This window comes from Noviherbaspirillum galbum (assembly GCF_010974945.1).
Classification (GTDB): Bacteria; Pseudomonadota; Gammaproteobacteria; order Burkholderiales; family Burkholderiaceae_D; genus Noviherbaspirillum; species Noviherbaspirillum galbum.
In genome coordinates this window covers 96,911-119,981 of the sequence record NZ_JAAIVB010000065.1, presented here as the reverse complement: position 1 = coordinate 119,981, position 23,071 = coordinate 96,911, and the positions used below count along the sequence as shown (strand labels likewise).

The window sequence follows — 23,071 nt, the reverse complement described above, 5'->3', positions numbered from 1 at the left end:
GCGCGCGTCGCCGGTTTTCATTCGGCATGCCCCGCCTCGTCGAGGCGGGCGGAAACAGTGCTTAGACCTTCACTTCGTTTGCCACGTCGCTGAAGTCCTTGATCTGGTCGAAGTTCATGTAGCGATAGATCTTGTCGGCATCCTTGGTGATGACGCCGGTGTGCTCCAGGTACTCGGCCTTGGTCGGGATCTTGCCCAGCGTGGAGCAGACCGCGGCCAGTTCGGCGGACCCCAGGTACACGCGGGTATCGAGGCCGAGGCGGTTCGGGAAGTTGCGGGTCGAGGTCGACATCACGGTCGCGCCCTTGCGCACCTGCGCCTGGTTGCCCATGCACAGCGAGCAGCCCGGCATTTCCATGCGCGCGCCGGTGCGGCCCAGCGTGCCGTAGTGGCCTTCGGCCGTCAGCACCTGCTGGTCCATCTTGGTCGGCGGAGCGATCCACAGGCGGACCGGGATGTCGGTCTTGCCTTCGAGCAGCTTGGAGGCAGCGCGGAAGTGGCCGATGTTGGTCATGCAGGAACCGACGAACACTTCGTCGATCTTGTCGCCGGCGACTTCGGACAGGGTCTTCACGTCGTCCGGATCGTTCGGGCAGGCGACGATCGGCTCATGGATGTCGGCCAGGTCGATCTCGATCACGGCGGCGTAGTCGGCATCGGCGTCCGGCGACAGCAACTCGGGCTTGGCCAGCCAGGCTTCCATGGACTTGATGCGGCGCTCCAGCGTGCGCTTGTCCTGGTAGCCGTTGGCGATCATCCACTTCATCAGGGTGATGTTCGAGTTCATGTACTCGATGATCGGTTCCTTGTCGAGGTGTACCGTGCAACCGGCGGCGGAGCGCTCGGCGGACGCGTCGGACAGCTCGAATGCCTGTTCGACCTTCAGCTTCGGCAGGCCTTCGATTTCCAGGATGCGGCCGGAGAAGATGTTCTTCTTGCCCTTCTTCTCGACGGTCAGCAGGCCCTGCTTGATGGCGTACAGCGGAATCGCGTTGACCAGGTCGCGCAGGGTCACGCCGGGCTGCATTTCACCCTTGAAGCGCACCAGCACGGACTCGGGCATGTCGAGCGGCATCACGCCGGTCGCGGCGGCGAACGCCACCAGGCCGGAACCCGCCGGGAAGGAAATGCCGATCGGGAAGCGGGTGTGCGAGTCGCCGCCGGTGCCGACGGTGTCGGGCATCAGCAGGCGGTTCAGCCAGGAGTGGATCACGCCGTCGCCCGGACGCAGCGAGACGCCGCCGCGGGTCGAGATGAAGGTCGGCAGTTCGGCGTGCATCTTCACGTCGACCAGCTTCGGATAGGCCGCGGTGTGGCAGAAGGATTGCATCACCAGGTCGGCGGAGAAGCCGAGGCAGGCGAGGTCCTTCAGTTCGTCGCGGGTCATCGGGCCGGTGGTGTCCTGGGAGCCGACGGTGGTCATCTTCGGCTCGCAATACGTGCCCGGGCGGATGCCTTGGCCTTCCGGCATGCCGCATGCGCGGCCGACCATCTTCTGCGCCAGGGAGAAACCCTTGCCGGTGTCGGCCGGGTTCTTCGGCAGGCGGAACAGCGCGGACGGCGCGAGGCCCAGCGCTTCGCGCGCCTTGGCGGTCAGGCCGCGGCCGATGATCAGCGGAATGCGGCCGCCGGCGCGCACTTCGTCGAACAGCACGTCGGACTTGACGGTGAACTCGGCGATGACTTCGCCGTTCTTGAATGCGCGGCCTTCATAGGGACGCAGTTCGATCGTGTCGCCCATCTCCATCTTGGAGACGTCGAGTTCGATCGGCAGCGCGCCGGCATCTTCCATGGTGTTGTAGAAGATGGGAGCGATCTTGCTGCCGAGGCAGACGCCGCCGAAGCGCTTGTTCGGAATGAAGGGGATATCTTCGCCGGTGAACCACAGCACCGAGTTGGTGGCGGACTTGCGGGAAGAGCCGGTGCCGACCACGTCGCCGACGTAGGCGACCATGTTGCCCTTGGCGGTCAGCGCCTCGAGCTGCTTGATCGGGCCGACCTTGCCCGGCTCGTCCGGATTGATGCCCGGGCGCGGGTTCTTCAGCATGGCCAGCGCGTGCAGCGGGATGTCGGGACGGGTGGTCGCGTCGGGCGCGGGCGACAAGTCGTCGGTATTGGTTTCGCCGGAAACCTTGAACACGGTCAGCGTCATGCTGGCCGGGACTTCCGGACGGGAGGTGAACCACTCGGCGTCGGCCCAGGACTGCAGCACGGCCTTGGCGTTGGCGCTGCCCTTGTCGGCCAGTTCCTTGACGTCGTGGAAGTAGTCGAACATCAGCAGGGTCTTCTTCAGGCCCTCGGCGGCGATGGCGCCGACCGCGGCGTCATCCAGCACGTCGATCATCGGCTTGATGTTGAAGCCGCCGAGCATCGTGCCCAGCAGCTTGGTGGCCAGTTCGCGGGAAACCAGCGGGCTGCTTTCCGTGCCCTTGGCGACCTTGTCCAGGAAGGCGGCCTTCACGCGCGCGGCATTGTCGACGCCGGCGGGAACGCGGTTGGTCAGCAGGTCAACCAGGAATTGCTCTTCGCCTGCGGGCGGATTCTTGAGCAGTTCGATCAGATCCTTGGTCTGGGCTTCGGACAGCGGAAGCGGCGGAACGCCGAGGGCGGCGCGTTCGGCGACATGGGCGCGGTAGGTTGTTAGCATGGCTTGACCTTTTTATGACCTTGCGGGTGGTGGCGGGATGGCGAATTCAACATGACTTCTGGAAATGTTCGCCGGAAATGATTCAACTCTCATATCTTATATAAGACTTGACCTCAAAAGCAATCCCAATTTTGCAAGGAAGGGCCATTCTCGACAGTTTTTCTCGGGATTGATGGGGTTTTTTGTCGCTCTGGCACGGGAGTAGACCGACGGAGGGTAGCCAGCAAGAAAATCCGCCCGGCGGCATTGGCACGGCGACCGCGCCTCCCCGTTACACTATGCCCATGCCCTCCTTCACCCTTTCCAGCCCTGTCGGCTCCGACACCGAAATCAAGAAAAGCCGGTTCATCGGCCTCGTCGTGCCCGTCGCCAGCCGCGACGAGGCCCTGTCCATCGTGGCCGCCCTGCGCGCGGAACACCGCGGCGCGGCGCATGTATGCTGGGCGCTGCTGGCGGGCGGACAGTCCGGCATGTCGGATGACGGCGAACCGTCCGGCACTGCCGGCAGGCCGATGCTGGATGTGCTTCGCCACCATGATCTCGATGGCGTGCTCGCGGCGGTCGTGCGCTACTACGGCGGCGTGAAGCTGGGTGCGGGCGGCCTGGTGCGCGCCTATGCCGACGCGGTGGCGAGCGCGCTCAAGAAGGCGGAACTCGCGCCGCGGATCGCGCAGGCGACCTTGACGGTCGACGTGGATTACGCCGAAGAGGCAAGGATCAGGCACTGGATCGAATCGAGCGGCCATGCGCTGCTGGACAGCGCGCATGGAACGCATGCGAGGCTGACGATGCGCATGCCGCTGGCGGACCTGGAGAAGGCGCGCGAACAGCTGCTGGAACTGACGCGCGGGCGTTGCCGCTTCGTCGAACGAGATGACTGAATGGGATGACTGAACGGCGGTATTGACCACCGGTGCGCAGACATCGCGCGGCCTCGCCGGACACGCTTGCGGACACCGTGAAAAACATGGCTGCAAACGTCGCCGGAAATGAAAACGGCCCGCATGGTTGCGGGCCGTTTGTTTTACCTGCCGCACGTTGCCAGCACCCTCGAACCATGGGTTCAAGGGGTCGGATCCGGCATGGCTTCGGGTTCATCGGCAAGCGACGATCGCTCCCGCCATGACACTTTCCAACCAATGCGCGTAGATCGTCCAAAGGATGTTTTGGCACGTTTGAACGCGTCAGGTGAGGTGCATACTACGCCGTTGAACGGTATTGTCAAGGCGATGAAGCACATTCTTTTTTCTCACGTTTCCTCACTGTCAGATACGATGCTCCGACCCAACTTTTGCATGCCCGGCCGGTACGAAATCGACGCGCAATCCGTCGCGCGCGCACGACGTCCAAGCATCTCGCGCAGGCTCGCGCTGACATGCGCCGCGCTACTTATTGCGACGGCTCAGGCCCGCGCCGACATGGTCGAGAACTGGTTCAACGATCCCTTCTTCCAAGTGAGCAATGGCTTGCCGCAATGCCCGGTTCCGCGTGGTCCGTTCCGCACCGAAGCGGAAAAGATTGCCGAGTCCCATGGACGCGTGGAACGCGGCACGAGCTGCTGGCTGGCCGGGAAATGCGAGCATGCGAATGCCTATGCATTCGACGCGGACATCGCCAGGCATGTGCGCGAGAGATTCGCCGGCGCACCTGGCTTCGCGAAGGACAGCTTGTGGGTGATGGTTAACCGCAGGATGGTCTGGGTGCAGGGCTGCACCTCGGGCGCCGCGAGCCGGGGACGCCTCGAAACGCTGCTGTCATCCCTGCCCGATGTCGACCAGGTGTTCTTCGACCTGATGCAGGGAACGGCCGGAACGCCGCCCTACAGGACGCTGGCGCCCGACCGGCAGCGTTGAGATTGATGGCAGTCCGCCCGGCTCGCCTTCAGGCGGATGCGGCCTGCTGCTGCATGGTGTTCAGGGTCGCCACCAGGTCGGCGAAACGCTGGCCCTGTATCGCGACGTGCCGGCGCAGCAGTTCGGCGGTATCGTCGCCCCGCCCCTCCAGGATCGCCTTGACGACGGCATCATGCTCGTCGAAGGAATTGCCGATGCGGCCGCGCACGCGAAGCTGCAGCCGGCGGTAAGGACTAAGCCGGCGATACAGGTTCTGCGCCTGCTCCGCCAGGAAGGCGTTGTGGCTGCCGGCGTAGATGAGCGAATGGAATACCTCGTTGCGGTAGTAGTACTCGTCGGGGTCCTGCATGTCTCGGGCGGCGCGGCAGGCATCGTGCGCGCTCAGCAGGGCCGCATGCTCGGCGGGCGACATGCGGCGCGCCGCGAGCCGGCCGCACATCGCCTCGAATTCCGCCATCACCTCGAACATTTCCACCAGCTGCTGCGGCCCGATCTGCGCCACGATGGCGCTGCGCCGTGGCCGCAGGATGATCAAGCCGCTCGACGCGAGCTGGATGAAGGCTTCCCGGAGCGGCGTGCGCGAGGCGCCGAACTCCTCGGCGAGGGCCGTCTCGTCGAGCGAAGCGCCCGGCGCCAGGTCGCCGGTCACGATCCTTTCCTCGATCTTTTCACGGAGCAAATCGGAAAGTTTTTTCATGGGAGGGCCGATCGATTGAATTCTCAAAACCTGTTGACATTGTATGCACTTCATCGCATCCTGTATACACAAACTTAAGACGGGCATACAAAAGACCCGTTTCCGTATTTAAATACAGCTGTCCTGCGGTATGACAGTTCGACAGTCCAACAACTAGGAGAGACCATGTTTTCCATCAAGCGTCGTTTCGTTCTGAGCGCGGGTGCTGCCATCGCCGCCGCTTCCCTGATGTCCCTGCCGGCCATGGCGCAGACCACCACCATCAAGATCTCGCACCAGTTCCCGGGCGGCACGATGGAACAGGGCGACTTCCGCGATCGCCTGACGCGCATGTTCGCCGCCGAAGTGGAAAAGCGCACCAAGGGCAGCCTGAAGTTCGAAATCTATCCCGGCTCGTCGCTGATGAAGACTAACGCGCAGTTCTCCGCCATGCGCAAGGGCGCGCTCGACATGTCGCTGGTGCCGCTGTCCTATGCCGGCGGCGAGGTGCCAGAGACCAACATCGGCCTGATGCCCGGACTCGTCACCTCCTATGAGCAGGGCGCGAAATGGAAGGACGCGGAAGTCGGCAAGGAACTCTCGCGCATCCTGAACGAGAAGGGCGTCGTCATCGTGTCTTGGATCTGGCAGGCGGGCGGCATGGCGTCGCGCGGCAAGCCCATCGTCGAACCTACCGACGCCAAGGGCCTGAAAGTACGCGGCGGCTCGCGCGAGATGGACATGATCCTGAAGGAGGCGGGTTCCGCCGTGGTGACCCTGCCCTCGAATGAAATCTATGCCGGCATGCAGACCGGCGCGATGGATGCGGCGCTCACGTCGTCCACCTCGCTGATTTCCTTCCGCCTAGAGGAAGTATCCAAGGCGCTCACGACCGGGCGCGGCAAGTCCTACTGGTTCATGCTGGAACCGCTGATGATGTCCAAGGCCGCGTTCGACCGCTTGAGCAAGGACCAGCAGGCGGCGGTGATGGCGGTGGGCGCCGAGATGGAAGCGTTCGCCTTGAAGGCGGCGAAGGCCGATGACGTGCAGGTGGCGAACGTGTACCAGAAGGCGGGCGCGCAGGTGGTAGACCTGAACGACGCCACCGTCAAGCGCTGGCAGGACATCGCCCGCACCACGGCATGGAAGGATTTCGCGGGCAAGAACGAGAACTGCTCCAAGCTGCTCAAGCTCGCGGAGAAGACCCTGTGAGCGCGCACGGCTTCGAGCTGGAGACGGCCAAGCCGGCCGCGCCGCCGTCAAACCCGGCGGTGGGTGCCGCCGGCGCGGCGCTCGACCTCCTGAACCGACTGCTCATGCGTCTCTCCATGCTGGCGATGATCGCAACCTCGCTGGTGCTGACCTACTCCGTGGTCACCCGCTACCTGTTCCGTTCCGCCACGGACTGGCAGGACGAGGTGGCGGTGTTCATGCTGGTCGGCGCAACCTTCATCTGCGCCGCCTGGGTGCAGGGAGCGCGCGGCCACATCGGCATCGAGGCGCTGTCGTCCATCCTGCCGCCGTCGGTCAATCGCGTCAGGCTGTTCCTGGTCGACCTGTTCTCCCTTCTGTTCTGCGCGTTCTTTTCCTGGAAATCATGGACGCTGTTCCATGAGGCGCTGAACGAAGGCCAGACCACGTCGTCCACGCTCGGATCGCCGTTGTGGATCCCCTACTCCCTGATGGCCTTCGGCATGACCCTGCTGACGCTGCAGATCCTGCTGCAGATCGCCGCCCAACTGACGCAACGGAAGACCGCCCCATGAGTCCGCTTACCATAGGCATGCTTTACGCCGTCGCCACGCTGGTGATCATGTTCTCCGGCATGCCGATCGCCTTCGCGCTCGGCGCGGTGGCGACCGTGTTCATGTACTTCTTCATGCCCGCCTCGTCTCTGGATACCGTCACGCAGAACGTGTACGAAGAGATGGCATCCATCACGCTGCTCTCCATACCCTTGTTCATCCTGAAGGGCGCCGCCATCGGCAAGTCGCCGGCCGGCAGGGACCTGTACGCGGCCATCCACGTGTGGCTGCACAAGGTGCCCGGCGGCCTTGCCATTGCGAATGTCTTTGCCTGCGCGCTGTTCGCCGCGATGGCCGGTTCCTCGCCCGCCACCTGTTCCGCCATCGGATCGGCGGGCATCCCGGAAATGCGCAAGCGCGGTTATTCGCCCGGCTTCGCGGCCGGCGTGATCGCCGCGGGCGGCACCCTGGGCATCCTGCTGCCGCCGTCGATCACAATGATCCTCTACGCCGTGGCCGCCGAACAATCGCTTGGCCGCCTGTTCCTGGCCGGCATCGGCCCGGGCGTGCTGCTGGTGGCGCTGTTCGCCGGCTATGCCGTGTACCGCGCCCATAAGGAATACCGCATGGCTTATGCCGCCTACCAGTCCAGCGGCACCGCCTCGGCCTATCTCGAGAAAGAACACTTCACGCTACCGCAGAAAGTCGAAATGCTGCCGCGCGTGCTGCCCTTCGTGGTCCTGCTGATCGGCGTGATGATCGCCCTCTACGGCGGCTACGCCACGCCATCCGAGACCGCCGGCCTCGGCGCCCTGCTCGCCCTTGCCCTGATGGCGGCGGTCTACCGCATCTGGAAACCGAAGGACGTCGCGCCGATCCTCAGCTCCACCATCAAGGAATCGACCATGCTGCTGTTCATCATCGGCATGTCGCTGCTCTACTCCTACGTGATGAGCTACCTGCATATCAGCCAGTCGGCGGCGCAATGGGTGGTCGGCCTGCATCTCTCGAAGTGGGTGCTGCTCGCGGTCATCCTGCTGATGGTGGTGGTGCTCGGCTTCTTCCTGCCGCCGGTGTCGATCATCCTGATGACCGCGCCGATCATCCTGCCGCCCCTGCGCGACGCCGGCTTCGACCTGATCTGGTTCGGCATCGTCATGACCATCGTGATGGAGATGGGACTGATCCATCCGCCGGTCGGGCTCAACATCTTCGTCATCAAGAACATTGCGCCGGACATTCCGTTGCGCGACGTCATCTGGGGCGTGATGCCTTTCGTCGGCCTGATGCTCGTCGCCGTGGTGCTGCTGTGCGTCTTCCCGGAAATCTCGACCGGCCTGCCCAACATGGTGATGGGAGTGAAATAAATGACGCGGGCTGACTGGGATACTCAACGCAGCAGCCGGGCGCGCCGCCTGGAGCGTGCGCGCGCCAGCCTCGGCGACGCGCTCGCCGGCAAGCTGGTCGCTACCGGCCGCGTCGCCGACCTGCTGCACGCGGTGATCGAAAGCGGCGACAGGGTCTGCATCGAGGGCAACAACCAGAAGCAGGCGGATTTTCTCGCCCAGGCCCTGACCGCCCTCGATCCGCAGCGGGTCAACAACCTGCATATGCTGCAATCCGTGCTGGCGCTGCCGCAGCACCTCGACATCTTCGAGAAGGGCATCGCCAGCAAGCTGGACTTTTCCTTTTCCGGACCGCAGGCAGCTCGCCTGGCCCGGCTGGTGGCCGCCGGCAAGCTCAACATCGGCGCAATCCATACCTACCTCGAGCTGTTCGGCCGCTACTTCATCGACCTCACGCCGCGCGTATGCCTCGTCGCCGCGCAGGCCGCCGACCGCAAGGGCAACCTCTACACCGGCCCGAACACCGAGGATACGCCGGCCATCGTCGAGGCGACCGCCTTCCGCAACGGCATCGTCATCGCACAGGTCAACGAGGTGCTCGACGAACTGCCGCGCGTCGACGTGCCCAGCGACTGGGTCGACTTCGCGGTGAAGGCGCCGCAGCCGCATTACATCGAACCGCTGTTCACCCGCGATCCCGCCCTCATCTCCGAGATCCAGGTATTGATGGCCATGATGGCAATCAAGGGCATCTACGGCGAATACGCGATCGAAAGGCTCAACCACGGCATCGGCTTCGACACCGCCGCCATCGAACTGCTGCTGCCGACCTATGCGGAATCGCTCGGCCTGCGCGGCAAGATCGCCAGCCACTGGGCGCTGAATCCGCATCCGGCGCTGATTCCCGCCATCGAAGCCGGCTTCGTGCAGTCGGTGCATTCCTTCGGCTCCGAACTCGGCATGGAAGACTACGTGCGGGCGCGGCCGGACGTGTTTTTCGTCGGGCCGGACGGTTCGATGCGCAGCAACCGCGCGATGTGCCAGGTAGCCGGTCATTACGCCTGCGACATGTTCATCGGCTCGACCCTGCAGATCGACCTGCAGGGCAATTCATCCACCGCCACCCTCGGCCGGATCTCCGGCTTCGGCGGCGCGCCGAACATGGGCGCCGATGCGCGCGGCCGCCGTCACTCGAGCGCCGCCTGGCTCAAGGCCGGGGCGCAGTCGCGCGAAGGAAGCAGGCTCATGCCGCGCGGGCAGAAGCTGGTGGTGCAGATGGTCGAGACCTTCCGCGAACACATGGCGCCCGCCTTCGTCGAACGGCTGGATGCCTGGACGGTCGGCGAGCAGGCCGGGATGCCGATTCCGCCGGTGATGATCTACGGCGAGGACGTCACCCACATCCTGACCGAGGAAGGCATCGCCAACCTGCTGCTGTGCCGCAACGAGGAAGAGCGCGAACAGGCGATCCGCGGCGTGGCGGGCTACACGCCCGTCGGCATGGGGCGCGACCGGCGCATGGTCGAGAACCTGCGCGACCGCGGCATCATCCGCCGGCCGGAAGACCTCGGCATCAACAAGCGCGATGCCACGCGCGACCTGCTGGCCGCAAAGAACATGAAAGACCTGGTGCGGGCTTCGCATGGCCTGTACAAGCCGCCCAGGCAATTCCGGAGCTGGTAATGGAAACCTTGCATTTCACCTTCTCGGGTGGCGACAAGGCCGTGCGCGACGCGCGCCTGGTCGGCGTCGTCAGCTCGGGCAACCTCGAGATCCTGATCGAGCACGCGCCGCTCGCCGGCGCCTGCGACATCGAAATCCACACCGCGGCGCATGGCTTCGGGACGATCTGGGAAGCCGTCATGGCCGACTTCCATGCCCGCTGGCGGCTTGCCGACACGCGCATCGCGGTCAACGACATGGGCGCCACTCCTGCCGTGGTCAGCCTGCGCATGGACCAGGCGGCGGAGATGGCCATGGGAGCGACGACATGAGCAGCTACCGCGAAGCAAGCGCGCGCGAACGCATCGCCGCCGTGCTCGATGCCGGCACCTTCGAGGAATTCCTGCCGCCCGCGCGGCGCGTGGTCAGCCCTCATCTTGCCCAGCTCGATTCGCCGGTCTCCTTCGACGACGGCGTGGTCGTCGGCAAAGGCAAGCTCGATGGCATGACCGTGTTTGCCGCCGCGCAGGAAGGCGGATTCATGGGCGGCGCGGTCGGCGAAGTACATGGCGCGAAGCTCACCGGGCTGCTGCGGCGCGCGGTCGACGAGCGCGCCGACGCGGTGCTGCTGCTGCTCGATACCGGCGGCGTGCGCCTGCATGAAGCCAACGCCGGCCTGATCGCGGTTTCGGAAGTCATGCGCGCCGTGCTCGACGCGCGCGACGCCGGCGTGCCGGTCATCTCGCTCATCGGCAGCGCCAACGGCTGCTTCGGCGGCATGGGCATCGTAGCCCGCTGCACCAATGCCATCCTCATGTCCGAGGAAGGACGGCTCGCCATGTCGGGGCCGGAAGTCATCGAGACCGCGGCCGGCGTCGAGGAATTCGACTCGCGCGACCGCGCCCTCGTCTGGCGCACCACCGGCGGCAAGCATCGTTACCTCCTCGGCGACGCGACCACCCTCGTCGCCGACGACACCGGCGCCTTCCGCCAGGCTGCCCGCGAGGCCGTCGTTGCCGCCCGCGAGCGCGACGCCGCGCTGACGCTGGAAGCGCTGGAACGCGAACATGCCCAGCTTGCCAGCCGCCTCGAACGCTTCGAGGGCATGCGCGACCCGCTGGAAATCTGGCAGGCGCTCGGCGTACCCCGGCCGGAAACCATTCCCATGCTGGAAGCCGAGGAATTCCTCGGCGTGGCAAAGCCTTTCCGCGAAGGAGTCGGCGCATGAATTGGCAAGAACTTGCATCCGCCCTGTTCCCGTCCGGTCATGCGATCGAGGAAAGCAAGCATATGCTGCAAGGCACGGCGAGCGTGGGCGGGCAGACCGTGTGCGTCGTTGGCACCACCGACCACGTGCCCATCGGCGTGGAGATCGCGCTGGCGCAGGCCCGGGTGATCCTCGACACCGTGCGCGATCATCCGAAGCGGCCCATCGTCATCCTGGTGGACACCGAAGGCCAGAGGCTGCGCCACCGCGACGAAATGCTGGGCATCAACGGCTACATGGCGCATCTCGGCAAATGCGTCGACATCGCCCGCCGGCGCGGCCATCCCGTGGTCGCCCTGGTCTATGACCAGGCGCTGTCGGGCGGCTTCATCACCAGCGGACTGATGGCCGACGCCTGCTATGCGTTGCCGGAATCCACGATCCGCGTCATGGGCTTGCCCGCCATGGCGCGCATCACCAAGGTGCCGGAGGAACGCCTGACCGAACTTGCCAGGAGCAATCCGGTGTTCGCCCCCGGAGCAAGCAACTATGTGCGGATGGGCGGCGTGGAAGCCATCTGGGAAAACGACCTCGCCGCCTGCCTCGAAGCCGCGATTGCGCGGGCCGGCGGCCCCGACCGGCGCGCGGCCCTCGGCGCGGAACGCGGCGGCCGGCGCCTCGCGGCGACCGTCACCGATGCGGTACGCACGGGCGGCGATGTACAACCGGCATGACCTCGCCTGGCTGTCGGCCAGGGGCTGGCAGCGGGCAATGGATGCCTCTGCGCAAACCGGCCAGGACGGGGACACCATCCTGCGCCAGTGGCGTGACAATGCATTTCCTCTGATCGTGCGTCGGCGCGAGCCTGGCATGCTAGAAAACGAGGTCGCCCTGGCCATCGCCGGTCCGCCGCGCGAAGGCCGGAAGATCCGCATCGCGTTGCGCGCTGCCATCGATGACATCGTGACCGTCCAACCGCCGCGCGCCCTCGCGGATGCGGCCGGCGCCATTCCGGATACATGGCATCCAGCCTTCCGGTCCTTGCTGGACGAGGCCGCCGCGGAAAGACTCGACCTGGCCATGTTCGGCTCCGTGGCAATGCAGGCCATCACCGGTCTCCCTTGCCTGGGCGCCGGATCGGACATCGACCTGCTTTGCCGCCCGGCGACGCGCGGCCAGCTCGACGGCTTCGTGTCCCTGCTACGCCGTCATGCCGGCGCCCTGCCGCTGGATGGGGAAATTATGTTCCCGGACGGCAATGCGGTGGCGTGGAAGGAGTGGGCCATCCTGGACAAACTGGCGGCAGGGTCGCGCGTGCTCGCCAAGTCGATCGATACGGTGGCCTTGCTGCCGCCGGCCCGGTTGCTTCAAACGCTCGACACCTTCGGAGGCAATCATGGCTGACGCCTTGCCGAGGCCAGGGCCATCGCTGCCGGCGCCATGCCGCGCTCCGCGTGAACTCGCGCGCCTCGCGGTCCGTCACCTGTACGAGGAAGTGACCTTGTATCCCAAGCCTGGCTTGGTATCGCTGGTCGACACCGGCAGCCATGAGGACATGGATGCCTCCACCTTCGTGCGCAGCCTGTTTTCCCTGCGCGCCTATTTCGCCGACATCGCGCGCGCCGGTGCGGAACTGGCGCCCTTCGCCGCCTTGCGCCAGCTTGGCATGGATGCCGAGCGGCGCATGCTGCTCGCCACCGGCGGCATCAACACGCATCGCGGCGCCATCTTCACCCTCGGCATGCTGTGCGCGGCAGCCGCCGCATCGCGCATGCCTTCCAGCAGGCCTGAACCAGGCGACATCCGCGATGCCTTGCTGAGTCATTGGGGCGCCGCCCTCGCGGACCATCGTGAACCGGACCGCAGCCATGGCGCGCTGGCCCGCGCGCGCTACGGCATCCGCGGCGCGCGCGACGAAGCGGCGGCGGGCTTTCCCGCGGTATTCGAGATCGCCTTGCCGCGCCTGCGCGCCACGCTGAACGGCGGTCGCGGCTGGCGCTGCGCGCGCGTCGATGCCTTCTTCGCCCTCATGGCCGGGCTCGAGGATACCAACGTCTACCATCGCGGCGGCCTTGAAGGCGCGCGCCTCGTGCGCCAGGAAGCGAACGCCTTTCTGGCGGCGGGCGGCACCGCGCAGCCTGACTGGGAAGCGCAGGCAATCGCCTGCCACCGGCGCTTCGTCGCGAAGCGCCTCTCGCCCGGCGGTGCGGCGGACCTGCTGGCTGCCGCCACCTTCGTGCATGAAGCGACGCGATCGGTGTCGTCCAACCATCCATGAGCGGCCGCCTTGCCCTGCTGTGCCCGGGCCAGGGCGGCCAGCATGCTGCCATGTTCGATTTCGCCCGCCAGCATGCAACTGCCCGCGCGGCCCTGTCGCGCTGGGATCTTCCCGCCGCATGCGGCCACGCCGGAGCCAGCCTCGACGACGTGCTGCGCGATCCGCAGGCCTTGTTCGACAATCGGTCCGCCCAGGCGCTCGTCGTTGCCTCGACGCTCGCCACCTGGATCGCGCTCAAGGACGCGCTGCCGACGCCGGCAGCGGTGGTGGGCTACAGCGTCGGCGAACTCAGCGCCTGGGCCGTCGCCGGCGGACTGGATGCGGACGAAGCGATCAGCCTTGCCCGACGCCGCGCGGCGCTCATGTCGGACTGCGCCGACGGCGGCCCCGTCCAGGCTCTGGCGGCGGTATCCGGCCTGCCTGGCGAACTTCTCGACGGCGTCCTGGCGCAGACCGGCTTCTCGCTTGCGATCGAGACGCCGGCAAGCGTGATCGTGGGTGGCCTGCAGCGCCAGTTACCCGCACTGCGCGAGGTCGTCGAGCGGCAAGCCGGCAAGCTGACGGTCCTACCGGTGAACGTCGCCTCCCACACGCCGCTGATGCAGCCGGCACAGGCTCCCTTTCATGCGATGCTGGGTTCCCTGCTGCGCGATGCCGGCATTCCGGTCATTGCCGGCGTCGACGCGGAGCGGCTCACGTCTGCCGACGCCGGCGCGAATGCGCTGTCGCGCCAGCTTGCCGAACCCATCCGCTTCAAGGACTGCCTCGATGCCGTCGCGGAGTCCGGGGTGACGGCGGCTTTCGAACTCGGTCCGGCGAGCGCGCTCTCGCGCATGCTGCGACAGGCGCACCCGCACATTGCCTGCCGCTCGGTCTGCGATTTCCGCACGGTCGACGGGGCAATCCAGTGGATGGGGCGAGCCCTGGAATAAAGGCCCGCCAGCGCCCTCAAGCGGCAGTTCCCGTAACACATTACCATTTCATCTTTTCTCTTTCGTCGCCAATGCTGCTCGCACTTCTCTTCCTGGCCGGCTTGTGGGCCGGCCTCCAAAATTCCCTCGCCGGCGGCGGCTCTTTCGTCACCCTGCCCGCGCTCATCCTGTCGGGCATGACGCCCCTCGCCGCCAACATCACGTCCACCGTCGCGCTCTTCCCCGGCCAGGTCACGACCGGCCTCGCGGGACGGAAGCTGGTGAGCGGCGCCGGATCGCTATCCTTCAAGGCATTGTTTGCCGTCAGCGTGCTCGGCGGCGCATTGGGCGGACTGCTGCTGCTCAAGACGCCGTCCAGCGTCTTCACGCTTCTCGTGCCCTGGCTGGTGCTGTTCGCCACCACCGTCTTCGCCTGGGGCAGCTTCTTCCGCAAGCACAGCGAGGAGCCGGTTCACCTCGGGCCTGTCGCCACCGGGGTCGCGCAATTCTTCATCGCCATCTACGGCGGCTATTTCGGCGGCGGCATCGGCTTCCTGATGCTGGCGGCGCTGACCATGGCCGGCGTGCCGACGCGGCATGCGGGTGCCACCAAGAACGTCCTTGCCGGCGTGATGAATGCGGCCGCGGTCGCCTTCTTCGTGACTTCGCCGCAACTACACTGGCCGCAGGCGCTCATTCTCGGCGGCGGGGCGATCGTCGGCGGACTGATGGGGTCGTGGGCGCTGCATCGCGTGAACGAGAAGGTGCTGCGGGTGGCGATCGTATGCATCGGGGTGGCGCTGACTATCGGCCTGTTCGTCAAGCCGATTCATTGAGCCGGACCTTCGCTGGCCGTCAGGCCAGCATGTCGCTCCAGATATTCCTGGCCCAGTCGCCGGCATACCGCCCTTCGAGCTCGCTTGCGCCTGGTGACAATCCGCCGGACCCCGGCACCACGATCAGGCTCCGCGCCGCGGCATCGTAGGCATGCACCGACGCGACATGGATTGCTTCCTTGCCGGTGACGAAGCTGTAGCAGGTATTGTTGATCACCGGCGAGCCGGCCATCTCATGTCCCTCGAACGCAGCGACGATGGCCCCGGCGCATACCTTGGCGTGCTGGTTCGCCATGTGCCCCGACTTCGGCATCAGCGGCGCCACCTGGATGGCATCGCCCAGCACGTGCACGCCGGGCATGCGCGTCGACTCGAAGGAACGAAAGTCGACATGGCACCAGCGGCCGTTGGCATTGGCGACGCCGGCCTGCAACGCGATGTCGCCGGCCCGCTGCGGCGGTATGAGGTTGAGCACGTCGGCCCGTACCCTGTCGCCAAGCTCGGATATGACGGCGGCATTGGGCAGGTCGGCATCCGCGAGCCGGAACTGCGGCTGGTATTCGATCATGCCCGGATAGCGCTCCGCCCAGATGCGCTTGAACAGCGCGCCCTTGGAAACGACGTCGTCATTGGCATCGAGGATCAGCACCTTGGAACGCGGCTTCGCGCGTTGGAAGTAAGTGGCGACCTGGCAGGCGCGTTCATAGGGGCCGGGCGGGCAACGATAGGGTTGCGGGGGCACCGTCATCACGAACACGCCGCCATCCGGCATGGCTTCGAGCTGCCTGCGCAGGGCCAGCGTCTGCGGCCCGGCCTTCCACGCATGTACGACCTGGTTGCGGGCGGCGGGCGAGGACAACGCCGGCAAGGCGTCGAACATGAACTCCACGCCGGGCGAAAGCACGATGCGGTCATAGCGCAGCACCGTGCCATCGGACAGCGCGGCTTCCCGCCGGTCGTGCCTGACCTCGGCCACGCTGGCATGGACAAGCCTGACGCCGTAACGGCGCGGCAAGGCATCGTAGTCCAGCGTGAGGTCGTCCAGCGTGCGATGGCCGCCGAGCACGAGATTCGACAAGGGACAGGAAACGAAGCGGGGATTGGGTTCGACGAGCGTGACGTCGATGCCACCTTCGCTCCAGAGGCGCAGGTATTTCGCGGCCGTGGCGCCGCCGAAACCGCCGCCCACCACCACGACCTGCGGCCGGGCGCAATTGCCGATGCTGGCGCAGCCCGCCAGCGCCCAGGTGGCGGATGCGCCCGCCGTCTTGAGGAATGCGCGCCGCTTCACTGTTGGCTCCCCTTGGCGGATTCGCGCGATTGCGCCGCGAGATACGCCGCGATGGCGTCGATCTGCTCGCTGGAATATCCCTTGGCGAGCTGCTGCATGATGGTGCCGGGCCGCGCGCCACTGCGGAAGGCCTGCATCTGGGCCGTGAGTTCTTCCCGGCTTCTTCCCGCCAGCGACGGGATGGCGTTACCCTGCGCATGGCCATTGGTGTCATGGCAGCCGGCGCAAGTGGCGGCGATCTGGCGGGCGAACTGCCGGTCGGATACCGCTTGCACGGGTGCGGTCTGTGCAAGCGCCGCCGGCATGCCGGTCATGATCAGCAACAGGGCAGGAAAGAAGGTCTTCATCCAGGATCCTTTCATGGCCGCACGGCGGGCGACTCCATCGCCATGCCGCGCGCGCGCCACTTGAGAAAGATTTCGAGATCGGTCATTTCCGGCGCATCGACAGCGTAAGGCGCCGCACGCACGCCCGTCATGCAATTTCGCAAACGCCGGCCGAGAGAACCGACCGCCTGCCATTCCAGCCTGTACAGCGGATAGCCGTTCGGATGCCCCTGCGGAATCGGCGTGCCGCCGAGACGCAGGCCGGCGCGCTCGTCGTGGCACTGGGCGCAGGAGAGATTGAGCTGGCCGAGCCGCTGGCGGAACAAGGCCTCGCCGCGGTCACGATGGGTTTGCAGGCGCGGATCCTGCTGCACGATGGGCATGCCGCGCGACTGCAGGGCGACGAAGCTTTCGAGCTGCAGCATGCCGTCGCTTTCCGGCGCGAGCGCTTCCGCCCGCTGGCGCTGCGTGCGGCACTGGTTGATGCGCTGCGCAAGCGTGAGCGGCTTGCCGAGGGCCGGGTCGAACGCCGGATAACGCGCAGCGACACCCTTCATGCCACGCTCGGCCTCGCCATGGCAATCGGCGCATGAGCGCTGCGCCCGACCCGTCCTGGTTCCCCACATCAGCTCGCCTTCCTTGACCCACAGCGTCGCCGGGTTCTGGGCATCGTCGCGCTGCATCGCCTGGATGGCCGGTCCCATGTCCTCGTAGCCGGAACGGCGCTCGGCGGACAAAGAGGGAGAAGCCGCGAGCACCCCGGCCAGCGCGAGGACGCTGGCGAGGAGCGCGACGGGCAAGACCTCGTTAGCCATTCACCGTGAGTTCCATGCGTTCGGTCTGGTCGAAGCCATTGTCGCCTTCCCACCGGAAGCTCAGGACAGCGCTTTCGGTAGCGACCGTGTGAAAGGCAATGTAGGGATTGGCGGCAATGGCCGGGTAGAGGTCGGCGCTGAAGACTTCGATATCGCCATAGCGGCACGAGAAGTGGACAATGATGTTGCGCGGCAGGATGCGGCCGTCCGCGCCAGGCCGGTATCCGGTTTCCATCGGATGGGCGATCAGGGCGCGGATGTCGATGATCTCCCCTTTCCTGGCCGTCTTCGGCATGGTGATCAGGGCGCGCGCCATGGTCACGCCTCTCCTTCGATGCAAGCCGCCAGGGTAACGATCACGTCCACGGTCTGGGCCTGGAAGCTGCCGTCGCTGAAGCGCGCGATCGCGGTCAGCTTCTGGGAGGTTGCGAGGCGGATGCGGGTGGAAACCTCCGCCTTGCCGGCACGCGGACCGAGCCTGAAGCGCGCGACATCGGACTGGGGATTGCGTTCGTTGAACACGGCGATGTCGGTGACGTGATTGTCGGCGCTCATGGGGCTGTCGACCCGCACCGACAGCGGAACCACGTTGCCATTGTCGACCAGCGGCGCCACGTCGAGCACGACCTTGCCCGCGCCCAGCTGCGCGCCGCCGGTGAAGGCGCGGATCGCCGCGTCCAGCGTCTGCGGCGTGGCCGACGCCGGACGCACGAGCAAGCTCATGCCGGCCGCCAGCACCAGCCTGCGCATGGCGTTCGCGCCGGTTGCTCCCTTGGTGTGATGCGTCAGTGTCATTGCAGGGTCCGCAAATAGGCAACCACGTCTTCGATCTGCCGAGGCGTCAGCAAGGGCTTGCCGGCGAGCGCCGGCGCGACGCGGTTGAAGCCTTCCGTCCTGGCATAGGAAGGCATGATGGTGTCGGGATTGAAGGCGGCGGCGTCCATCATGCGCAGGCGCAGCTCGCCTTCGCTCCAGCGCTTGCCCGCACCCGCGAGATCGGGTGCGAGGTTGCCCTGGAAGCGTTCTTCGGCGATCGGCGCGGCATGGCAGAGCAGGCAGAGGCCCGCCTGCCTGCTGGCGACGATCGCGCGGCCGCGCGCCGGATCGCCCGGCTCATCCGCCTGCTGCGCGGCCGCGCCGCCCGGCGCGAGCAGCAAGGCGAAGGCCGCGCCCAGGGATGCCGCCATGGCTCCGGTCATGTCCGCTTGAGACTGTGGTTCTTCAGCGGAAGATCGCGGATGCGCTTACCGGTGGCGGCAAAGATGGCATTGAGCACAGCCGGCGCGGCGACCGCGATGGTCGGTTCGCCGACGCCGCCCCAGAAGCCGCCCGAGGGCACGAGCACGGTTTCGACGCGCGGCATCTCGTCCATCTTCATGACCGGGTAGGTGCTGAAGTTGTCCTGTTCCATGCGGCCGTCCTTCAGCGTGCATTCGCCGTACATCATGGCCGACAGGCCGTAGACGAAGGAACCTTCCACCTGCGCCTCGATCTGCTGCGGATTGACGGCATGTCCCGGATCGGTGGCGGCAACGATGCGATGCACCTTGAGCTTGCCGTCGTCGCTGACCGACACTTCCGCGACCGCGGCGACATAGCTGCCGAAGCCCATGGTCTGCGCCAGGCCGCGATAAACGCCCTTCGGCAGCGGTTTGCCCCAGCCGGCGCGTTCCGCGGCGGCATTGAGCACGGCGAGATGTTTGGGATGGTTGGCCATCAGTTTGCGGCGCAGCGCCAGCGGGTCCTGTTTGGTCGCGTGCGCCACCTCGTCGAGGAAGCACTCGAGGTAGATCGCGTTGTGGTTCAGGTTGACGCCGCGCCAGAAACCCGGCGGCACCGGCGGGTTGCGCATCGCATGGTCGATCAGCAGGTTGGGAAAGCTGTAGCCGATGGAGGCTTCGGGACCGGGCGGGTTGAGACCCTGGAACGCCACCGGATCCTTGCCGTTCTGGATGTTTTGCGGCGCGATGCCGGCGAGGATGGACTGCCCCGACAGGCGCATGTGCAGCGCGGTGACATTGCCCTGGGCATCGAGGCCGGCGCTCAGCTTGCATTGCGTGACCGGATGGTAGCGGCCATGCAGCATGTCTTCTTCGCGGGTCCAGATCATCTTGATGGGCGTGCCCGGCATTTCCTTCGCGATCGCCACCACCTGGCGCACCCAGTCGTGCACCGCGCCGCGCCGGCCGAATCCGCCGCCGAGGTGGAGCTTGTAGACCTCGCACCTGGATGGCGGCAGGCCGGCCGCTTCGGCGGCGGCCGCGAGCGCGGCTTCGCCGTTCTGGGTCGGCGTCCACACTTCGCAGCGCTCCGGCGTCCAGCGTGCCGTGGCGTTCATCGTTTCCATCGTGGCGTGGTTCTGGTACGGATAGGAGTAGACCGCCTCGATGCGGCGCGCGGCACCCGCAAGCGCGCCGGCGGCATCGCCGTTCTGGTTGCCGACGACGGCGTCGGGCGCATCCAATCCCTCGCGCAGCATGCGGGCGATGTCCGCGCTGGAGAGTGAGGCGTTCGGGCCGTTGTCCCATTCGATCGGCAGGGCGTCGAGCGCTGTCTTGGCGCGCCACCAGGTATCGGCCACCACCGCCACGGCGCTGTCGCCGACCCGCACAACCTTCTTCACGCCCGGCCGGTTCATGATTGCATCGGCCTTGATGCTCTTGATCTTGCCGCCGAAGACCGGGCAATCGCGGATCGCGGCATTGAGCATGCCGGGCATCGCGAGGTCCATGCCATAGACCTGCTTGCCGGTGGTCTTGTCGATCGTGTCGAGGCGCGCGAGGCGCTTGCCGGCGAGCTTCCAGTCCTTGGGATCCTTGAGCTTGATGTCCTTGGGCGGCGCGAGCCTGGAGGCTGCTCCGGCGACCTTGCCGAAGGTGGTGCTTCGGCCGTTCGGATGGCTGATGACGCCATTGGCGACGCGGCATTCGGCGGGCGCCACCTTCCACTCCTCGGCCGCCGCCTGGACCAGCATGGCGCGCGCCGTGGCGCCGCCCATGCGCACGTATTCATGCGATTCGCGGATGCCGCGGCTGCCGCCGGTGGAGAAGTTGCCCCAGGCGCGGTTGCGCGCGAGGTTCTGGCCCGGCGTGGGATATTCGGTGGTGACCCTGGCCCAGTCGCATTCCAGTTCCTCGGCGACGAGCTGCGCCAGGCCGGTGAGCGAGCCCTGCCCCATTTCCGAACGCGCCACGCGGATGACGACCGTCTCGTCGGGCCTGACAACGACCCAGGCATTCACCTCGGGCGTGCCGGTGCTCGCCTGCGCATTCGCATTCCGCAGGAAGGGCACATGGAAGCCGACGACCAGGCTGGCCGCCGTGGCGGCGGAGCTTTTCAGGAAGCGGCGGCGGGAACGATCCGGCTGGGTGGCTTGCGTGGCGGGGGCGCGGCTCATGTGGCGCTCCTTTCCACGTGCTGGATGTCGAGGCCCGCGCTCTTCGGATCGATGCCCCGGGCGGCGACCTTGATGGCGGCGCGGACCCGGTTGTACGTGCCGCAGCGGCAGATGTTGGTCATTGCGGCATCGATGTCCGCGTCGGTGGGATTGGGCTTTTCCTTGAGCAGCGCCGAGGCGGCCATCAGCATCCCGGACTGGCAGAAGCCGCATTGCGGAACGTCGAGCGCGACCCAGGCTTTCTGCAGCGGATGCGAGCCATCGGGCGACAGGCCTTCGATGGTAACGATCTTCGCATTGGCAGGAACCGTCGAGACCGGGCGCACGCAGCTGCGGGTCGGTTCGCCATCGATGTGGACCGTGCAGGCGCCGCACTGGGCGATGCCGCAACCGTACTTCGTGCCCGTCAGTCCCAGCTGTTCGCGCAGTACCCAGAGCAGCGGCGTATCGTCCTCCGCCTCGAACTCCCTGGTCTTGCCATTGACGTTCAATGTTGCCATGCATTGTCTCCTTGTTGTGATCGGTACGGGCGGAGGCTTGCGCCTGGTGCGGCGCAGGCGGGATTGCGCAAGAAATATTACGCCTTTCGCAAGCGGCTTGCTGGCCACATGGAAAACTTTCCCGGCGTGCGTCCGTCGCGCGGTTTCCAAAAGAGGACATGTTCGGACAGATGAAATTGATACAATTGACAGTTGTTCACTTGCTGTCGTTCAGCTACGATCTGGACCGGAACTTGCCAAGTGGAAAACGGCATCCAACCCCCTTTGTTCAACTGAAGGAAACCTATGATCGACAACGTCAAGCGCCGCACCCTGGTGCGTTTCGCCGCGCTCGCATGCACCGGCATCGTGCTGGCCTCCTGCGGAAAGAAGGAAGAACCCAAGCAGGCGGAAACAGCGCCGGCCAGCGCACCGGCAGCCGCCGCCAAGGGCGAACCGCTGAAGGTGGGCTACATCTACGTCGGTCCCGTCGCCGATGCGGGCTGGACCTTCGCCCATGACCTCGGCCGCAAGGCGGTGGAAGCCGATCTCGGCGACAAGGTAAAGACCACCTTCGTGGAAAAGGTACCCGAGGGCGCCGACGCCGAACGCGTCATCCGCGACCTCGCCGAACAGGGCAACAAGCTGATCTTCGCGACCTCCTTTGGCTACATGGAGCCAATGCTCAAAGTGGCGAAGCAATATCCGGACGTGAAGTTCGAGCATGCCACCGGCTACAAGACCGCGCCCAACATGTCCATCTACGACAGCCGCACCTACGAGGGCGCGTACCTCGCGGGCGTGGTGGCCGGCAAGATGACCAAGTCGAACAAACTCGGCGTGGTCGCCTCCTTCCCGATTCCCGAAGTGATCCGCAACATCAACGCCTTCACGCTGGGCGCGCAGTCGGTCAACCCGAACGTCAGCACGCGCGCGGTGTGGGTGTCGAACTGGTTCGATCCGCCGAAGGAACGCGATGCCGCCCTCTCGATGATCAACCAGGGCGTGGACGTGCTGATCCAGAACACCGATTCGCCCGCCACGCTGCAGGTCGCGGAAGAGAAGGGTGTGTATGCGTTCGGTTGGGATTCCGACATGTCGAAGTTCGGACCGAAGGCCCACCTCGCCTCCGCCGTGATCAACTGGGCGCCGTACTACAAGAAGTCGGTGCAATCGGTCATCGACGGCACCTGGAAGAGCGGCGAGACCTGGTGGGGCGTGAAGGAAGGCGCCATCGACCTGGTGAACCTGAACGCCGCGCTGCCTGACGACGTGAAGAAGCTGGTCGCCGACCGCAAGGCCGACCTTGCCGCCGGCAAGGGCGTGTTCAACGGCCCGCTGGTCGACCAGTCCGGCAAGGAGGTCCTGCCCGCCGGCAAGTCGGCCGAAGACGCCTTCCTGAAGGAAATGAAGTTCTACGTGAAGGGCGTGGAAGGTTCACTGCCCAAATAAGCAGTGCCTGCCCGGGCATCCCCGCCCGGGCGCGCCATGCCGGCCTCCCGCAACTTGCCGGGAAGCCGGCATCGCAGCGAAGTATGCCCCGCCGTTCCCCCCTTCCCGCATTCCCCCCGATCCTTGCCCTTCGCGGCAAAACGCTCTCAT

The 23,071-nt window shown here is 66.1% G+C and carries 24 protein-coding genes; 14 read left to right on the top strand and 10 right to left on the bottom strand.

The features are described from left to right. Positions 1-61: 61 nt before the first annotated feature. Complete coding sequence (locus G3574_RS18705) at positions 62-2,647, bottom strand: bifunctional aconitate hydratase 2/2-methylisocitrate dehydratase (protein ID WP_163966538.1); 2,586 nt, start codon at positions 2,645-2,647, stop codon at positions 62-64. Between the two features lie 284 nt (positions 2,648-2,931). Between G3574_RS18705 and G3574_RS18700 the strand changes: the two genes are divergently transcribed. Together G3574_RS18700 and G3574_RS18695 are read left to right on the top strand one after the other, a co-directional pair. Continuing rightward, positions 2,932-3,528: an IMPACT family protein gene (locus G3574_RS18700; RefSeq protein WP_163966536.1), complete on the top strand. Its 597-nt coding sequence runs from the start codon at positions 2,932-2,934 to the stop codon at positions 3,526-3,528. 393 nt (positions 3,529-3,921) lie between these two features. Next, on the top strand, positions 3,922-4,500 hold the full coding sequence (locus G3574_RS18695; protein ID WP_235953512.1) for a transporter: 579 nt from the start codon (positions 3,922-3,924) through the stop codon (positions 4,498-4,500). Between the two features lie 28 nt (positions 4,501-4,528). On the opposite strand, the gene G3574_RS18690 is transcribed toward G3574_RS18695, so the two are convergent. Then, positions 4,529-5,197: a GntR family transcriptional regulator gene (locus G3574_RS18690; protein WP_163966533.1), complete on the bottom strand. Its 669-nt coding sequence runs from the start codon at positions 5,195-5,197 to the stop codon at positions 4,529-4,531. Positions 5,198-5,362: 165 nt separating this feature from the next. Here G3574_RS18690 and G3574_RS18685 point away from each other — a divergent pair, with 165 nt between their 5' ends. From G3574_RS18685 to G3574_RS18635, 11 genes are all read left to right on the top strand, one after another. Continuing rightward, on the top strand, positions 5,363-6,388 hold the full coding sequence (locus tag G3574_RS18685) for a TRAP transporter substrate-binding protein (protein WP_163966531.1): 1,026 nt from the start codon (positions 5,363-5,365) through the stop codon (positions 6,386-6,388). Further along, complete coding sequence (locus G3574_RS18680) at positions 6,385-6,942, top strand: TRAP transporter small permease (protein WP_407941685.1); 558 nt, start codon at positions 6,385-6,387, stop codon at positions 6,940-6,942. Before G3574_RS18685 ends, G3574_RS18680 begins: the two co-directional genes overlap by 4 nt. After that, positions 6,939-8,288 carry a TRAP transporter large permease gene (locus G3574_RS18675; protein ID WP_163966526.1) on the top strand — a complete coding sequence of 450 codons (1,350 nt, stop codon included), beginning with the start codon at positions 6,939-6,941 and terminating at the stop codon, positions 8,286-8,288. Before G3574_RS18680 ends, G3574_RS18675 begins: the two co-directional genes overlap by 4 nt. Beyond that, on the top strand, positions 8,289-9,950 hold the full coding sequence (gene mdcA, locus G3574_RS18670) for a malonate decarboxylase subunit alpha (RefSeq protein ID WP_163966523.1): 1,662 nt from the start codon (positions 8,289-8,291) through the stop codon (positions 9,948-9,950). Next, positions 9,950-10,261, top strand: a complete 312-nt coding sequence (gene mdcC, locus G3574_RS18665) for a malonate decarboxylase acyl carrier protein (protein ID WP_163966521.1) — start codon at positions 9,950-9,952, stop codon at positions 10,259-10,261. Before mdcA ends, mdcC begins: the two co-directional genes overlap by 1 nt. Then, on the top strand, positions 10,258-11,157 hold the full coding sequence (locus G3574_RS18660) for a biotin-independent malonate decarboxylase subunit beta (protein WP_163966518.1): 900 nt from the start codon (positions 10,258-10,260) through the stop codon (positions 11,155-11,157). Before mdcC ends, G3574_RS18660 begins: the two co-directional genes overlap by 4 nt. Next, positions 11,154-11,870 (top strand): biotin-independent malonate decarboxylase subunit gamma, encoded by a 717-nt coding sequence (mdcE, locus tag G3574_RS18655; RefSeq protein ID WP_163966514.1) that lies wholly within the window; start codon positions 11,154-11,156, stop codon positions 11,868-11,870. Before G3574_RS18660 ends, mdcE begins: the two co-directional genes overlap by 4 nt. After that, entirely contained in the window at positions 11,833-12,540 is a 708-nt protein-coding gene (gene mdcG, locus G3574_RS18650; RefSeq protein WP_163966510.1) for a malonate decarboxylase holo-[acyl-carrier-protein] synthase, read from the top strand. Before mdcE ends, mdcG begins: the two co-directional genes overlap by 38 nt. Further along, positions 12,533-13,414: a triphosphoribosyl-dephospho-CoA synthase MdcB gene (gene mdcB / locus G3574_RS18645; protein WP_163966508.1), complete on the top strand. Its 882-nt coding sequence runs from the start codon at positions 12,533-12,535 to the stop codon at positions 13,412-13,414. The genes mdcG and mdcB overlap by 8 nt, the downstream gene beginning before the upstream one ends. Further along, a complete protein-coding gene (locus tag G3574_RS18640) occupies positions 13,411-14,346 on the top strand; it encodes an ACP S-malonyltransferase (RefSeq protein WP_163966505.1) in 936 nt (311 codons plus the stop codon). The genes mdcB and G3574_RS18640 overlap by 4 nt, the downstream gene beginning before the upstream one ends. A gap of 74 nt (positions 14,347-14,420) precedes the next feature. Continuing rightward, positions 14,421-15,161: a sulfite exporter TauE/SafE family protein gene (locus G3574_RS18635; RefSeq protein WP_163966600.1), complete on the top strand. Its 741-nt coding sequence runs from the start codon at positions 14,421-14,423 to the stop codon at positions 15,159-15,161. 19 nt (positions 15,162-15,180) lie between these two features. Here the strand turns inward: G3574_RS18635 and G3574_RS18630 are convergent, their stop codons facing one another. Genes G3574_RS18630 through G3574_RS18595 form a run of 8 tightly spaced genes read right to left on the bottom strand, consistent with a single transcriptional unit; the run spans position 15,181 to position 21,490 of the window. Further along, positions 15,181-16,452 carry an FCSD flavin-binding domain-containing protein gene (locus tag G3574_RS18630; RefSeq protein ID WP_163966502.1) on the bottom strand — a complete coding sequence of 424 codons (1,272 nt, stop codon included), beginning with the start codon at positions 16,450-16,452 and terminating at the stop codon, positions 15,181-15,183. Continuing rightward, positions 16,449-16,799, bottom strand: a complete 351-nt coding sequence (locus tag G3574_RS18625; RefSeq protein WP_163966499.1) for a c-type cytochrome — start codon at positions 16,797-16,799, stop codon at positions 16,449-16,451. Before G3574_RS18625 ends, G3574_RS18630 begins: the two co-directional genes overlap by 4 nt. An 11-nt stretch (positions 16,800-16,810) precedes the next feature. After that, positions 16,811-17,593 carry a sulfur oxidation c-type cytochrome SoxA gene (gene soxA, locus G3574_RS18620; RefSeq protein WP_163966496.1) on the bottom strand — a complete coding sequence of 261 codons (783 nt, stop codon included), beginning with the start codon at positions 17,591-17,593 and terminating at the stop codon, positions 16,811-16,813. Continuing rightward, positions 17,586-17,909 carry a thiosulfate oxidation carrier complex protein SoxZ gene (locus G3574_RS18615; RefSeq protein WP_163966493.1) on the bottom strand — a complete coding sequence of 108 codons (324 nt, stop codon included), beginning with the start codon at positions 17,907-17,909 and terminating at the stop codon, positions 17,586-17,588. Before G3574_RS18615 ends, soxA begins: the two co-directional genes overlap by 8 nt. A 2-nt stretch (positions 17,910-17,911) precedes the next feature. After that, positions 17,912-18,388, bottom strand: a complete 477-nt coding sequence (locus G3574_RS18610) for a SoxY-related AACIE arm protein (protein WP_205609845.1) — start codon at positions 18,386-18,388, stop codon at positions 17,912-17,914. Then, the gene (gene soxX / locus G3574_RS18605; RefSeq protein ID WP_235953511.1) at positions 18,385-18,780 is read right to left on the bottom strand and encodes a sulfur oxidation c-type cytochrome SoxX; all 396 of its coding nucleotides are present in this window, start codon (positions 18,778-18,780) and stop codon (positions 18,385-18,387) included. The genes G3574_RS18610 and soxX overlap by 4 nt, the downstream gene beginning before the upstream one ends. A gap of 8 nt (positions 18,781-18,788) precedes the next feature. After that, the gene (locus G3574_RS18600) at positions 18,789-20,990 is read right to left on the bottom strand and encodes a xanthine dehydrogenase family protein molybdopterin-binding subunit (RefSeq protein WP_163966487.1); all 2,202 of its coding nucleotides are present in this window, start codon (positions 20,988-20,990) and stop codon (positions 18,789-18,791) included. Continuing rightward, a complete protein-coding gene (locus G3574_RS18595; protein ID WP_163966485.1) occupies positions 20,987-21,490 on the bottom strand; it encodes a (2Fe-2S)-binding protein in 504 nt (167 codons plus the stop codon). Before G3574_RS18595 ends, G3574_RS18600 begins: the two co-directional genes overlap by 4 nt. Before the next feature lie 285 nt (positions 21,491-21,775). Here G3574_RS18595 and G3574_RS18590 point away from each other — a divergent pair, with 285 nt between their 5' ends. After that, the gene (locus tag G3574_RS18590; protein WP_163966481.1) at positions 21,776-22,921 is read left to right on the top strand and encodes a BMP family ABC transporter substrate-binding protein; all 1,146 of its coding nucleotides are present in this window, start codon (positions 21,776-21,778) and stop codon (positions 22,919-22,921) included. The last annotated feature ends 150 nt before the right edge of the window (positions 22,922-23,071 follow it).